Below are 15,347 nucleotides of genomic sequence, written 5' to 3'. Positions count from 1 at the left end.
ATTTTTATAGATTCAAGCCATCTTTGCTTTATACATTTGAGTATCAGCGATATGAATACAGTCATCTAGTAATAAATCATCATTGCTAGACAAATAATAACCGTAAGAAATTGTCACATTAAATTTTCGACAACTATGGTCAGTAAACTCAAAGCAACCAATATTTGATAACATTCGTTCAATATCTTGTTCGCGAATTCTTCCGATTAAAATAAATTCATCACCACCGATACGATAGCTGTCACAGTTCCAGTAATGGCGTATATTTTCAGCTATTTTCTTGAGCACCTCGTCTCCTACGGCATGACCGTAGGTATCATTTACCGTTTTAAATTTGTTTACATCGAAATAAACCAAAATCTGACCAGAGTACAAACCATGTTTGTATTTTTTATATAAAGCCAAACGATTCTTCAGCTTGGTTAAACTGTCTGTGATCGACTGTTTATGCCATATGTATGAAAGGACAACTAATGTCAGCGTTATTACTAGAAAGAGTTGCTGACTCTGCTTAGTGAACTTTTTTTGACTGAACAGGGTCTGTTGCCAATCTGGTTGGTAATCGTATTTTTTTATGACGTTATTCATATCAATGAGTCGAATAGCTTCATTGAACAGTTCAGAAAGTTTTTTACCTTCATCATTCTTTCTGAAAGCAATGCCAATTCCATAACTGAAGACAGTGCCTATCGTATGATCTTCTACAATAGGGAGAATTGTTCGAGTGTCGCGAACCAATTCGTTGTAAGTCAAACGAGGCATGGCAATATAATCCACTTCATTGGCCAACAGCGCTTTCAGTTGCTCCTTCGCGGTTGTATAAGTGCGGAATGACTTGTGCGGAAGCCTTCGGTGAAGAACCTTTGCCGTCATTCCGCCTTTAATCACCCCTATTCTTTCAGAGATGAGTTCAGAAACGGTACGATAGACACCGTCTTTATAGCCATTACGCTTAACAACAATGCTTTCTGTTTTATAAAAACGGTCACTGATATGAACCAGTTCTTCCCGTCCCGGAACTATTGTTATCGGCGATAGAATATCTATCTCTCCACTTCGCAAGCTTTCATACATGGATTGCCAATCGCCTTCTGTAGCGGTTTGAACATCACACTCAAGACGCATAAGCTGACATGCTTCAAAGATTACATCAGCAGCAATCCCAATGACCTTCCCGTTGTCATTTTGTACGCCATAACGGCGGTAATCCTCGACAATAACTTTAAATGGGCGGCTTAAATCAACACCACTAAATAGCACTCGTTTCCGTAACGCTTGGCGTTGAACCTCAAACTGATAGTTCTCAGCAGTAGTCCTGATTAAGCGTTGCCGTTCTGGCTGGTGTAAATACTGCTCCATTTTTTTTAGCAGTTCGATGTTCTCAGGTTTCGCTGTCACTAGAGAAACTGGCTTTAACGGAAATTGATAGTTGAGCAATTGGGCATTCATACCCGCTAATGCCATAAATCTCAATTGAGCCGCTGAATCGACAACACCTTCCACCTTACCACTGAAGAGTAAATCTTTGGCTTCAGCGATCGTGTTGAACTCAACAACCTGAAGATTTGGGTTTTGCGTTCGCATTAACTCGGCAAACACTGTTCCACTGGGAACAGCGAGCGTTGAAATATCCTTAATATTGGTTTTTGTTGAACTAAAAAGATAAGTGTATTCGAGGTTGGTTGGTGCTGAAAATATCAGGTTCTTTGCTCGCTCATCGGTATAGGTAACGCTGGAAGCAAAATCAACCTCACCAGAAATAACGGCATCTAATCTTGGTGCATATTCAGCAAAACGGACCAGCTCGAAATTTACAGACAGTTCCTGAGCAACTCTTTCTAAAAGAGTTTCAGCAATAATATCTTCAGTACTGATAGCGATACTATAAGTGGATTTGTCAGCCGCAACAGCATTGCCTGTTAGCTTGGCCAACAAACATAAAAATAAGATGAGATGATAAAAACGCTGGACAACTTTCATTCGCTGCTTCGACTCAATGATTACAACAGCAAGTTTAATGAAACAAGGCAGGCCAGCCTATAGAGGCTCTCGTAGGAAAATTCTTTAAATCTTGATGACTCAGGGAAATATAACTGTACAGCATATAAAACCGATGAATAGTCGCAACTCCAACTTCTTGATAAAAATAGCGATCCAGCGATTAATCCTGTACAGAATTCGTAAGACTAACAGCTGTCACTAACTTCCGCAGAATTTGAATGTACGATTGACCAGTCGCCAAACTCTACTCACTTAAACCACTTTTACTTATCAATAAGTTACAAAATCAATCATAACTTTTTGCTCAAATTTCCCACAAAAACACAAATTTCTTCTTGATCAGTATTTGGTTTAATACTACTGTATACGCATACAGCATGTATAAAAGGACAGTGTTATGCTAAATAGTGAATTGCTAGTTAACAAATCATTCGGTGTTGAATCAAACGTAACTCGCTTTGGAAATCCAACGAGTAAACATCATTCATTTTCAGCTACGCAAGCTGCAGATATGTTTGTTCGCCTTTCAAGTCTATCCGAGCACAAACAATGGATCCTGTTTACGGGTGAGTGCCCACGTCCTCAGTATCACGAGCTAGCAGCTCACCAAATACATTGCAGTAGAATTATTCATATGAAGCCATCGCAATCGCAATCAGAAATCACCATTGTGATGAAAGCTATCCAATCGGGTAACGCGAGTGCTGTGGTTGCCTCTGGTAACATTGATATCGTTAGCCAAAAACTACTCAAACAAATGGCAACAGAATACCGTTGTGAAGTGTTTTTCCTAGAACCTGCAGCACCACAATTTCACTAATCTCTATCACTGCCTTTTGCCCTCTCGATGAGAGGGCTTTTTCTGCTTTTTCACTGAATGTTTTACATCCCCACTCTCTAGCATTTCATTTTGTGCATGTTTCTATGACTCTATTTTTACACCATATCTACGAACAAAAAGATATTTAAGCAAACGTTTGCTTTTTATATGGCGACATAAAATAGTTCTGGTATGATGCGCGCAGTAATTGATATCTCACCGTGCTTAGATATCTTCTTTCTATACCCGAATCTCTTAGCTCTGCCATTGCGCCAGTCTATAAGTAGGATGGGTATATGACGTTTGAAATAAGATAGGAATGTCTCCATGAGCCTTGCTGACCAAGTTCTTGCCGTCAATGACGATCTCCCAATTCGTACCCATCAGCCTGTTCATAGCGGTAAAGTTCGCTCTGTGTACTGGCTAACTGAAGAAGACAGCCGTCGCCTTATCAAAGAGAAAGGCTATGATGTCGCTGAAGATGCACCACTTGCCATCATGGTGATCAGCGACCGCATCTCGGCGTTCGATTGTATCTGGCATGCTGAAGGCGGTATTGCAGGCGTTCCGGGTAAAGGCGCGGCACTGAATGCGATCTCTAACCACTGGTTCAAACTTTTCAAAGACAACGGTCTAGCAGATAGCCATATTCTGGATATCCCACACCCATTTGTTTGGATTGTTCAAAAAGCTAAGCCAATTAAGATTGAAGCAATTTGTCGTCAATACATCACAGGTTCCATGTGGCGTGCGTACGCAAAAGGCGAACGCGAGTTCTGCGGTATTGAGCTTCCTGAAGGTTTAGAAAAAGACAAAGCACTTCCTGAACTGCTGATGACACCTTCAACCAAAGGCATCCTTAAAGGCATTCCGGGAGTTCCTGAAGCAGACGACGTGAACATCACTCGTAAAAATATCGAAGACAACTTCGCGGCGTTCAATTTCAGTAAAGCGGAAGACATTGCACTATACGAAAAACTTCTTAAAGAAGGCTTCGGTGTGATTAGTCAGGCACTAAAAGAAATCGGCCAGATTTTCGTTGATACCAAATTTGAATTTGGTTATGTCACCGATGCTAACGGCGCAGAAAAACTGATCTACATGGATGAAGTGGGTACGCCAGACTCATCACGCATCTGGGATGAAGCGCAGTACTTGCAAGGCAACATTGTTGAAAACTCGAAAGAAGGCTTCCGCCAGTTCCTGCTAAACTACTTCCCTGACCCAGATATCCTTCTCAACAAAGATCGTATGCCTGAGCGTGAAGCACTGGCACGTGACAATGCTTTACCACTAGAAGCGCTAATGGATATTTCACGCACTTACTTGGGTATAGCTGAGAAAGTTGTCGGCCACAAAATCGAGCTAAGTGACAATCCAAAGCAAGAGATCATCAAGATTCTTGACGAGCAATATGGTCTGATTGATTAGTCCTCTGATCAGCAAAAAGGGCGCTTAACTACCAGTTTCCAAAAGAAACTAATTAGTTAAGCGCCCTTTTTATTTCTGAATAATTTATCACAGAGTGATAATAAACTCGTCTTGCTTGCCCGCTTTAATATGAGCTTCACAGTGAGATTGGATAGACTCAATCTGTTGTTCATCTAATGCATATGGCATAACAAGTTTAATTTCTTCAATTCCTTCGCGTTTCGCTAACTTCACCAGTTCAATGAGATTGGACTCATCACTGTGGTTACTTGATAAACGCTTTAGAGCTATTTCCCAAAGCCGGTCTTCGGGGCTCATTCTTTCTTTTACAGATTCATTCCAGACAGTACCAAAAACCGGAGCAAACGACTTTAGCGCTTCAGAAAAGGTCCATTTCTTAGAACTTGAGGTTCCTAAAAAAGTGGTGTAATCAAACACTGCGCAAATTCGTTGTGGTTTATCCATTCTGTCCCCCGACATAATTGGCAACACAGTGTTATCAATATTAGACATCCCTAACTTTATAGCAATACGATATAAAAAAACGTTCTTTTATACCCTAATTTTCAGAGGCGCTGATATATAAAAACCAAACTGGTAACAAAAAGTAGCTATAGAGTTCAACAACCTATGTGCTAATGATTAATATTTTGAGTTTGAAACATATTTATCGGATATCGACCACTCTGCTGGCTTTGCGGTATTGAACCCGATAACCAGACCAACGAGGTAACTCCCAGCGTTTTGGGTCACCTTTGCGTAAGCCACCTTGATAGATGACGCACACCAGTTTTCGTTGCACAAAATACTCAACCTTAAGTTGGATATCACTGAGGGTTATTTCGAGCGGATATAACTCGGTGAACTCTTCTTTTTCCCAATATGGTATACCTTCAAACGGGAAATCGTCGCCGCTGAACATCTCCAACTCTTCAAGTGAGCGAATACCTAGAGCCGTCAATTGTTGTTCAAACCATGTTTCGAAAGTCAGGTCATTATGTTTTTTTGTCTTTTCATCCAAACCCAATTCAACGTAGATTTTCCATAATTCAATCTCGGCTGTACGCTGTTTAGCAAATCCAGCAAAACACTCTTCAGCCATAACGGCGTTTGCGATTGATTGAATGGCAAACTCGCCACTGGCTTCTACGCTTTTAGACTTGATGACGCGACCGGCATAAATAAGATGTTGCTCAGACATCAGCACACCATTATCAAGGCTAGCTTCCACCTGCGTCCAATGCCCGAGTTGTCGTTCCTCAATCAAATCAAAAGAGACAGGCATCATCACTGTCGCTAGTGTCAGTGTCTGCTTCACTCCCCGTCCTGGCAAGCTGTGCTGGTCAAGCACCAATGCTGCTTCTGCTTTAGCGGAAAATCGACTGTTTCGCCCAATCAGCACTTCCATCTGTCCATTAGCCAGTGCTTCTTTGCGTCGCTCTCTGCGCACAAACACCAACTCAGGGTGAAGCGCTGCAATCGCATGAGTCAACGCATGATGTTGATATCGAGAAGCCACTTCTAGTTGCGGTAGTCCGTAGATCTCTCTCATTTGCTCGGACAATCCTTGAGCCTCTTTTAATGCTTCAAGATCAAGGTTAACCGCCGAATACTCTTTTCCTCGAACCAGTTGAATCAATAACTGACAGTCACAGCATTGAGGCTCTTCTTGATTGAGCTTTTCTAAAGCCTCTTCATTCGATGAGAGTTTGTAAACAGAGGCAGGAACAGAAAGCGCGGCAGCGAGATCGATCATAGCCTCTTTTAAAGGCTTGGATTCAATACGCGCAACCAGATCTGCATAAAGGGCATCCACGGGAAGCGGGGCTATCTGAACACCATGCTCCGTAATGTTGCCATGCTCATCGATCGCTTTCATGCCTGTGAGAATATCCGTTGCTTGTACTCGCGTTTTCTCAGGTAACGACTCTAAAAAATGTAAGTCCGATAGACGATGACCACAGCTCGCTGCGGCCAGCATAGGTTCCACCAGCTCTTCTCGCTGCATAGAGGGAGGTGTTACTGCCTCTAACGCTGCATGCTGGCCATAAAGACGAATCGCGATACCATTCATTACTCGTCCTGCACGACCACTTCTCTGTTTGGCGCTCGCTTGTGAAATCTGTTTTAGCGTAAGTGTGGTTCGCCCGTTACGCTGCACATTTCTGCGTTCTAATCCGCTATCAATTACGGCTCCAATATTGGGGATAGTCAGCGACGTTTCAGCGACGTTGGTCGCCAGCACCACTTTCTGCTGGTTTTGCGGGGTAAGAGCGAGGTTGCGTTCTCCTTCAGAAACAGAAGCATGCAGCGGAGCGACAATAATATTTTCAATACTACTGAGCATTTGCTGGCACTGCTGAATCTCTTTACGCCCGGGAAGAAAAACCAAAATATCTGCGCTGGTTCTTGTCAGTACCTCTGTCACTTCTTGCTTTACACGTTCGGCAAGGTAACGAGCGTCAGGTAACTGTCGTGAATCAGTGGCTCTGTGCTCGACCACAACATCATAAACACGCCCTTCTGCTTTTAGCCGCACTGCTCCTAAATAGTCCGCTAAACGTTCCCCCTCTAAAGTTGCCGAGGTAACAATCAAGCGGATCTTTTGTTGCTGTTTAAGTAAGGCTACAAGTAAATCTGTGTCCCAGCGTCTTTCGTGAAATTCATCCACCATGACAATATCAAAGCTCGCCAGCTTATCTTCTGCAAACCAACGCAACGCCACTCCGGGGGTAACAAAAACCACCTGAGATTCTTCGCTAAAGCGATTTTCCAGTTTTATGGAATAACCAATGCTTTCCCCTACGCGCTCTTGACGCTGTAACGCCAAATATTCCGCCAGAGAGGTACAAGCAATTCTGCGTGGCTCGATAACAAGTACTCTGCCTTGTTCTGCAGCCCAAAGAGGCAAACAAGTCGACTTGCCTGAACCCGTTTCCGCTTCAACAATGACAGGTGATTGCCTAAGCGTGCTTAAAAAGGCGGATTTTAAAGGCTGAATGGGAAGTAATGGCATAATAAATAACAAGAAAAAAGAAATAATGGATGAATGTATTTAGATGAATATAGATTCTAATCGCAGCTTAACATCGACGCACCAATAACGATTCGCGTCATCCCGTCCTCGAATAAAGCAGCATAATGTTCTGAAGTCTAGCGGTTGTCTATTTACAAGACAGTCACCAAGCCGTTATCATTTTTGTGTCAACCTTTTCACATAAATCCATAGGCCAAAAATGAATAACGACAAACGCCCTCTGTATATTTCATATGCTGGGCCTGCTCTATTGAGCACACCTCTACTAAATAAAGGTAGCGGTTTCTCAGCGGAAGAACGTGCACAGTTCAATCTAGAAGGGCTACTGCCTGAAACAACCGAAACAATACAGGAACAAGTGGTTCGTGCCTACCAGCAATATTGTAGCTTTGACAACGATATGGATAAGCACATCTATCTGCGCAACATTCAAGACACAAACGAGACGCTCTTTTACCGCTTAGTGCAAAATCACATTTCAGAGATGATGCCAATCATCTACACGCCGACCGTTGGCGCTGCATGTGAAAATTTCTCTAATATCTATCGTCGTGGTCGTGGCCTATTCATTTCTTACTCTAACCGTGATCGTATTGATGACCTGCTTAACAACGCTGCAAACCACAACGTGAAAGTCATCGTTGTTACCGATGGTGAACGTATCCTCGGTTTGGGCGACCAAGGCATCGGCGGTATGGGTATTCCAATCGGTAAACTATCTCTGTACACAGCTTGTGGCGGTATCAGTCCGGCTTACACTTTGCCGATCGTGCTTGATGTGGGTACAAACAATCCACAGCGTTTAGCAGACCCTATGTACATGGGCTGGCGTCATCCTCGTATTACGGGTGCGGAATACGATCAGTTTGTCGACGAATTCATTCAAGCGGTTCAACACCGTTGGCCAGATGCGCTTATTCAGTTTGAAGATTTTGCACAGAAAAACGCGATGCCTCTGCTTGAGCGTTATAAAAATCGTATCTGTTGCTTCAATGATGATATTCAAGGTACTGCGGCCATTACTGTTGGTTCTCTGCTAGCGGCTTGTAAAGCGGCAGGGACACAACTATGTGAACAACGTATCACTTTCCTTGGCGCAGGTTCTGCCGGTTGTGGTATCGCGGAAGCCATCATTGCTCAAATGGTTTCTGAAGGTATTTCCGATCAGCAAGCTCGTTCACAAGTTTACATGGTTGACCGTTGGGGCCTACTGGAAGAAGGTATGCCTAATCTGCTGGACTTCCAACAACGACTTGTTCAGAAAAAATCAAACACTAAAGACTGGGTTTCAGAAAACAACGGCTATTCATTACTTGAAGTGGTTCGCAATGCTAAACCAACTGTTCTTGTTGGTGTTTCTGGCGCACCAGGCTTGTTCAGTGAAGAAGTGATTAAAGAAATGCACCTTCACTGCCCTCGTCCGATTGTGTTCCCGCTTTCGAATCCAACAAGCCGCGTAGAAGCGACACCAAACGACATTATTCGTTGGACAAATGGTGAAGCCCTAGTAGCAACAGGCAGCCCATTTGATCCTGTGGTTCATGAAGGTAAAACTTACCCAATTGCACAGTGTAACAACAGCTACATCTTCCCGGGTATTGGCCTTGGTGTTCTTGCAGTGGGTGCAAAACGTGTAACAGATGCCATGCTGATGGAATCTAGCCGTGCGTTAGCAACGTGTTCACCATTAGCGATTAATGGTCACGGCCCATTGTTACCACCTTTGGAAGCTATCCATTCTGTATCGAAGAAAATTGCCTTTGCAGTGGCGAAAAAAGCCATTGAGCAAGGTGTAGCACTAGAAATTACGGATGAAGCTCTAGAACTGGCTATCGAAAACCATTTCTGGCAACCTACATACCGCCGCTACAAGCGCACTGCGTTCTAATTCGACAGACCTAAGCCCCCACAAACCCAAATGCGGGGGCTTTTTGTATAACACAACCATTCACCCAATAAATAATCTTCTGTTTGGTAAATACCTATGTTAAGTTTCTTCGCACCTGCCGGACATTATATTGCCCCGTATCTGAGTGACATTTCCGTTGCGTTAATCGCCTGCTTACTGGTGATGCTCGGTGGTGAGATTAATGCTTTATTACGCCGTGTCATGCGTAATCAGCACTTTATTTTTAGAACTGTCGCCTTTATCTTAGTCAATGCGTTTGGTTACGGATTAATCATCATCAAAGCAAGCCCTTACTTAACTCGGACACTCGCAAATTTAGAACAGGGCATGATGTTTTGTTTAGTCACAGGCAGTTTCGTTGTAATTGGATTATGGGCTCAAAAACATCGTCACATCTAAAATCGAATTCGCTCAGTATGCGCATGCGTAAATGTAAAAACGGTAAGTTTAAAGGCATGTCGTTACTTAAGCGTGGTCTACGACTTCTCTCTGTCTTGATTATCTTAAGCGCACTCTCCATTTATGGAATCGATCGCTGGGTAAGCTTGAGAAGTGAAGACCATATCATCAGCGATATCACACAGGTTCCTGAATTTCAGGTAGCTGTGGTTTTGGGCACCAGTAAGTATCTGGGCAAAACGCTTAACGAATACTATTCACACCGCATCAATGCAGCTATCTCACTTTATGACTTGGGTAAAGTAAATCGCTTCTTACTCAGTGGCGACAATGCGCACCGTTCCTACAATGAACCTTGGACAATGAAACGGGATTTGCTCAAAGCGGGTATACCTGATGGCAGTATTTTCTTGGATTACGCTGGATTCAGAACCCTAGATTCCATTGTTCGCGCAAAACGCATTTTTGATACCGATAACTTCTTGATCATCACGCAACGCTTCCATTGTGAGCGTGCGCTGTTTATTGCTAAGTATCACGACATCAATGCCACCTGCCTAGCGGTGTCAGATCCGGTTAATCATTCTGGAATTAAGACTCGCACTCGGGAAGTTTTTGCGCGCACCAAAGCATTTTTCGATCTCTACATTTTCAACACACAGCCTAAGTTTTTAGGTCCTAAAGAGCCGATTATTATTGAGTCAGAAACTACCACTGAATTAGAAGAAGCAACGACAAATTCAGAACAGACCACAGACTCAACACCACAAGCTCAACCGGTTGAATAACTGGCAGAACAATCGCCACACAACGACTCTCAATAGCTTTTAGCTGACAATTCTTGGTTTTTTGCCGCCATTATTTATTGTTGCTACTTTTTTTTGTTACAGTTGGCGCAAACTAATAAAACACGAGTAATGTCATGTCAGTCATCGCATCGGGCGTATTAAACAAAATGCGCGCTCAACTGGGCGAAAATGTCCACTATCAATTGCCTGTCGGCGAAGGTTTTGTCGACCTGAATCCGTTCATCAATAAACCCATCACGTTAAAGCACACAGGCAATATTTTCTGTTGTTCATGCGGCAAGAAAACCAAGAAAAGTTATTCGCAAGGTCATTGCTATGTGTGCATGACTAAACTGGCGAGCTGCGACATGTGTATTATGAAGCCGGAAACTTGCCATTTTGATCAAGGCACCTGCCGTGAACCTGATTGGGCACAAGACCACTGCATGGTTGACCATTATGTTTACTTATCAAATACATCAAGTTTAAAAGTGGGCATCACGCGTCATACACAAATTCCAACCCGCTGGATAGATCAAGGGGCGACTCAAGGTCTGCCTATCTATAAGGTTAAAACACGCCATATCTCTGGCTTGGTTGAAGTAGAACTGGCTAAGCACATCGCCGACAAAACAAACTGGCGTACGCTGTTAAAAGGCAATGGTGCCCCGCTCCCTTTAGAGGAACAGTTTGCTAAGCTGCGTCCACTGGTTGAAGAAAAGATCGCAGAGATTAAACAGCGATTCGGTGACGATGCCGTTGAAGAGGTCAACGCTCAAATCACCGAAATTCAATACCCTGTAGAAGTGTTTCCAAGCAAGATCACCTCGCATAACTTTGATAAAGAGCCGGTTGTTAGCGGCGTACTGCAAGGCATAAAAGGCCAATACCTCATTTTGGATACGGGTGTTATCAACATTCGTAAATTCACCTCTTATGAAGTTGAAGTGAGTGCAGAATAAGCTCTATTTATAAAGAAGAAGGGCTCGGTGTAAGTACCGAGCCCTTCTTCTTAAGACTTTGTTATTTCAGAACCTACAAGCTAGAGAGCACTTTAAACAGCTCGTCTATTTCGCTTTTGGTGTTGTAGTGCATAAAGCCTATACGAATCACACCACCATTTTGTTCCAACCCAAGCTGACGAACCAATCCCAAAGCATAGAAATGCCCGTTCCAAACACAGATGTTGTGCTCACCTAAGGTTTTTGCGACAAATTCCGGCGGGAAGTGGTTCATTCGAATCGCAAATGTTGGGGTACGTTTTTCACTATCAGAACACGGTAAACCATAAAGTGTCACGCCTTTGAGCTGGCTTAATTTTTCCAGAAAGTAAGCACTTAATTGTTGTTCATGGTGATTATACTGCTCAAAGCTCGTGATCAGTCGTTGGCGCAAACTGTCATCGGGGTTCCCCCATTGGGCGAGATATTCAATCGCCGCAATCACACCCGCTAAACCTTCAAAGCTTTGCGTGCCCGTTTCATAGCGACCCGGACCAATATTGGTTGCCGGTTCAACCTTATAAGGCTTCAACGCATGCAACCAGTGAGGTGCCACATAAGCAATGCCCACATGTGGGCCGAAGAACTTATAGGCAGAACACGCAAGAAAATCACAACCCAACTGCTGAACATCAATCAGGTGATGCGGCGCATAGTGAACCGCATCAACATAGACGATAGCGCCAAAGCGATGCGCCTCATCGACAATGCGTTTCACATCAACAATTGAGCCTGTGGTATTCGAAGCATAAGTCACCGCTACCAGCTTAGTTTTAGAGTTGATTAAAGACAGTAAGTGTTCGGTATCCAAAGTGCAGTCTGTAATATCCACTTGTGCCTGATGAACAACAACCCCTTTGTCCTGTGCGGCTTGTTGCCAACTTGAAACATTCGAGTAATGGTCAAGTGACGTCACTATGATTTCATCACCTTCATTCCACTCTCGACTGATGGCTCGGCTAAGCTGAAAAGTCAGTGACGTCATGTTTGCGCCAAAAACAATATTGCCTGAAGACTCTGCATTTAGAAGAGCCTGTGCATGTTCGCGAGCCTGTTGCATCAAATCGGTGGTAATTCGGCTGGAAAAATAGTGTCCACCCAAATTAGAGTTGTAGTGACCAAGGTAGTGCGACATCTGTTCAATCACAGATTGCGGTACCTGAGAACCACCCGGCCCATCAAAGAAAATGACAGGTTTGTCGTTATGCATTTGAGAGAGAGCAGAAAACTGCCCTCTCACGGCTTCTAAACTGAATGCATTAAGATTGGAGGGCATTCTTTGCTCCTTTCGCGGTTAATACGAATACGTCCATATGCCCTTCTTCACCATGTTCGACTGAACGAATCGGACGAGCGTTATGCCAAAGTATGTTATCTGCCAGCATCGCAACTTCACCGTTATCTAACACTTTGCGGAAAAACGGCGCGTCATGACAGTCTTGGTAAAGCATGATTTCCCCACCCACAATGTTGTGTCGGTCGATACCAATAATGGCGATATGGTCAAAGCCGTCTTGATGAACACCTTCAGGTGCAACTTGGGTTTCATCGTAAATAGCCGCTATCCGCATCTGGTGGATTTCGATTTCTTGACCGTCTGGAAGTTCATTGCTGGTGACAAACAGCTCGCACATTTCTCTCATACCTTCACTTTTCAAAGTCGAGGATAAGATCGGTTCGAAATGACGAACGACATTGCCTTGGAAATGGTTAATGTCGTCGGATTGCATAAAGTCGTGTTTGTCCGTCGGAACCACTTTACCTTCGATAAACCGAACCACAGAGTAGCGACGTAGTCGATACTGCCCGTCAGCATGATCAGTACGTGGCAAGTTAACAAAGGATGGCGCAAGCTGAGATAAAGCGTTTTGACTCAATTGAGTTATATGTAGGGTATTTAAGTGTGAGTGCAACATCATCGACTCCTTAATGAAGACACTTTTGTTATTATTATATTTAACAATTATTTTACATTTATAGTACGCATTAATTTGGTGAATTCCAGTTTTTACGGCAATAAAACCCACACATTCAAACAAAAAAGAACAATACACTAATAATTATCAAAATAGCGGTCTATTACTTCAACCCGCAACCTTTAGGTAGGCTAAATTTGAACGCTTTCCCTTAAACTCACCTAACATACTCATTTAAAACTATTATTCTTCATTGCCTAAGGCGAATTCGCTTAACATCGCTGATTTAAAGGGTGAAGAATTTTTCGCTATGCCACAAGTCAAACGAAGAGAGGAAAGCCTAGTGTAAAAGCCCTAGATTCAAGTCAATATGAAGTCATTTAATGTCAGGCGAGATAAGCGAAGAAGACCGAAAAAATTCCGGTCATTTCACTTCAAGCTACCAATTTGATAGAAGCGTTAATGCCGTCTCGGCATGACAGGATTGAACAAAAATATGATCGTGATAAAAAGCGGCAATCACATTCGCGCTAATACCATGAGAAGCTAATTTGGTAGACACAGCAGCCGTCAACCCAACAGCATCGAGACTGGAATGCACCGTTAAAGTGATTTGTCGGTATGTGTTTTCAAACTTGATGTGATTCTCCAAAGCCGTCTGTTTACGTATCACCAAACTTAAGCCTTCTTGTTCACAGAAAGTCGCAACGGGTCGCCAGTGCAGGTACTCATCTACCTTGCCAGTTAGTGTGCAAAACACAAATTCCTCTTCAACTAAATGTGGCTGCATTGAACTAAGTAGTTGTTGTAAGTCTGTTATTCCCGCCATTTTTAGTCCATTCTCCAGTTAATGGCTCAAATCCCTTTTAAAAACAAGGAATTCAACCCTATTTATAATTCTAAACTATAACCATTTATTCGGCTGTTTCTCCTTTTATTCCTAGTAATTTATCCCTACAATCGAGTTAACTTTTCGATCATTAAACGATTGGAGCAATAATGAGCGACGTTAAACATTGCAAACTTCTTATCTTAGGTTCGGGCCCTGCTGGCTATACCGCAGCGGTATATGCAGCGCGCGCGAATTTAAACCCTGTGTTAGTGACTGGCATGCAACAAGGCGGTCAGTTGACTACGACAACTGAAGTCGAAAACTGGCCGGGTGACGCTGAAGGTCTAACAGGCCCAGCACTAATGGAAAGAATGAAAGAACACGCAGAGCGATTTGAAACAGAGATCGTGTTCGACCACATCAACGAAGTGGATTTCAGCCAGCGTCCTTTCCGTCTAAAAGGTGATTCAGGCGAATACACCTGTGATGCGTTAATTATTTCAACTGGTGCATCAGCGAAATATCTCGGTCTGGATTCTGAAGAAGCCTTTAAAGGTCGTGGCGTATCGGCTTGCGCGACGTGTGACGGTTTCTTCTATCGTAACCAGAAAGTTGCGGTTGTTGGCGGTGGTAACACTGCGGTTGAAGAAGCTCTGTATCTATCAAACATCGCATCTGAAGTTCATCTGATTCACCGTCGCGATAGCTTCCGTGCAGAAAAGATCTTGATAAACCGTCTGATGGACAAAGTAGAGAACGGCAATATCGTTCTGCACACCGATCGTACTCTTGATGAAGTATTGGGTGATGAGATGGGTGTAACAGGTGTTCGCCTGAAAGATACGCAGTCAGACAAAACTGAAGACCTTGAAGTCATGGGTGCATTCATCGCGATTGGTCACCAGCCGAATACAGCGATTTTTGAAGGCAAGCTTGAAATGAAAGACGGCTATATTATCGTGAAATCAGGTCTGGAAGGTAACGCCACTCAAACCAGCATCGAAGGTATCTTTGCAGCAGGTGACGTTATGGACCACAACTACCGTCAGGCGATTACTTCTGCCGGTACTGGTTGTATGGCTGCGTTAGACGCAGAGCGTTACCTAGATAGTCTTAATGATAAATAAGCATTAGAATTTACAATATTAATATCTAACTCATAAAACCCAGCGGTATATCCTCTGGGTTTTCTTTTGTATACTACCTGCCCTCA

The 15,347-nt window shown here is 43.3% G+C and carries 13 protein-coding genes; 7 read left to right on the top strand and 6 right to left on the bottom strand.

The features are described from left to right. Positions 1-12 precede the first annotated feature (12 nt). Complete coding sequence (locus L3V23_RS12350; protein ID WP_102967144.1) at positions 13-1,980, bottom strand: GGDEF domain-containing protein; 1,968 nt, start codon at positions 1,978-1,980, stop codon at positions 13-15. Between the two features lie 418 nt (positions 1,981-2,398). On the opposite strand from L3V23_RS12350, the gene L3V23_RS12345 reads away from it, so the two are divergent. Next, positions 2,399-2,821: a hypothetical protein gene (locus L3V23_RS12345; protein ID WP_237292386.1), complete on the top strand. Its 423-nt coding sequence runs from the start codon at positions 2,399-2,401 to the stop codon at positions 2,819-2,821. A 327-nt stretch (positions 2,822-3,148) separates the two neighbouring features. Continuing rightward, positions 3,149-4,252: a phosphoribosylaminoimidazolesuccinocarboxamide synthase gene (locus L3V23_RS12340; protein ID WP_042488367.1), complete on the top strand. Its 1,104-nt coding sequence runs from the start codon at positions 3,149-3,151 to the stop codon at positions 4,250-4,252. An 87-nt stretch (positions 4,253-4,339) separates the two neighbouring features. Here L3V23_RS12340 and L3V23_RS12335 read toward each other — a convergent pair whose 3' ends face one another. Together L3V23_RS12335 and L3V23_RS12330 are read right to left on the bottom strand one after the other, a co-directional pair. Then, a complete protein-coding gene (locus tag L3V23_RS12335; RefSeq protein WP_237292385.1) occupies positions 4,340-4,717 on the bottom strand; it encodes a transporter in 378 nt (125 codons plus the stop codon). 202 nt (positions 4,718-4,919) lie between these two features. Next, positions 4,920-7,268: a helicase-related protein gene (locus L3V23_RS12330; protein WP_102967145.1), complete on the bottom strand. Its 2,349-nt coding sequence runs from the start codon at positions 7,266-7,268 to the stop codon at positions 4,920-4,922. Between the two features lie 220 nt (positions 7,269-7,488). On the opposite strand from L3V23_RS12330, the gene L3V23_RS12325 reads away from it, so the two are divergent. The 4 genes from L3V23_RS12325 (at position 7,489) to L3V23_RS12310 (ending at position 11,347) form a co-directional block, all read left to right on the top strand. Continuing rightward, positions 7,489-9,177 (top strand): NAD-dependent malic enzyme, encoded by a 1,689-nt coding sequence (locus L3V23_RS12325; protein ID WP_042488360.1) that lies wholly within the window; start codon positions 7,489-7,491, stop codon positions 9,175-9,177. Between the two features lie 90 nt (positions 9,178-9,267). Continuing rightward, entirely contained in the window at positions 9,268-9,597 is a 330-nt protein-coding gene (locus L3V23_RS12320; RefSeq protein WP_171137575.1) for a DUF3392 domain-containing protein, read from the top strand. Between the two features lie 56 nt (positions 9,598-9,653). Beyond that, on the top strand, positions 9,654-10,385 hold the full coding sequence (locus tag L3V23_RS12315; RefSeq protein ID WP_102967165.1) for an ElyC/SanA/YdcF family protein: 732 nt from the start codon (positions 9,654-9,656) through the stop codon (positions 10,383-10,385). 134 nt (positions 10,386-10,519) lie between these two features. Then, positions 10,520-11,347, top strand: coding sequence for a DUF2797 domain-containing protein (locus tag L3V23_RS12310; protein ID WP_102967146.1), 828 nt, complete (start codon positions 10,520-10,522; stop codon positions 11,345-11,347). Positions 11,348-11,420: 73 nt separating this feature from the next. On the opposite strand, the gene L3V23_RS12305 is transcribed toward L3V23_RS12310, so the two are convergent. The 3 genes from L3V23_RS12305 to L3V23_RS12295 form a co-directional block, all read right to left on the bottom strand. Next, positions 11,421-12,662 carry a cysteine desulfurase-like protein gene (locus L3V23_RS12305; RefSeq protein WP_102967147.1) on the bottom strand — a complete coding sequence of 414 codons (1,242 nt, stop codon included), beginning with the start codon at positions 12,660-12,662 and terminating at the stop codon, positions 11,421-11,423. Next, positions 12,646-13,302: a 2OG-Fe dioxygenase family protein gene (locus L3V23_RS12300; protein ID WP_180980369.1), complete on the bottom strand. Its 657-nt coding sequence runs from the start codon at positions 13,300-13,302 to the stop codon at positions 12,646-12,648. Before L3V23_RS12300 ends, L3V23_RS12305 begins: the two co-directional genes overlap by 17 nt. A gap of 439 nt (positions 13,303-13,741) precedes the next feature. Continuing rightward, positions 13,742-14,131, bottom strand: coding sequence for an ACT domain-containing protein (locus L3V23_RS12295; protein ID WP_102955215.1), 390 nt, complete (start codon positions 14,129-14,131; stop codon positions 13,742-13,744). 170 nt (positions 14,132-14,301) lie between these two features. Between L3V23_RS12295 and trxB the strand changes: the two genes are divergently transcribed. Further along, entirely contained in the window at positions 14,302-15,261 is a 960-nt protein-coding gene (trxB, locus tag L3V23_RS12290; RefSeq protein ID WP_042488339.1) for a thioredoxin-disulfide reductase, read from the top strand. The last annotated feature ends 86 nt before the right edge of the window (positions 15,262-15,347 follow it).

Origin of the sequence: Vibrio sp. A1-b2 (assembly GCF_021726015.1) — a bacterium.
Taxonomy (GTDB): domain Bacteria; phylum Pseudomonadota; class Gammaproteobacteria; order Enterobacterales; family Vibrionaceae; genus Vibrio; species Vibrio diazotrophicus.
Note: the sequence above shows the minus strand (reverse complement) of the source record. Positions and strands in the feature narration are given on the sequence as shown.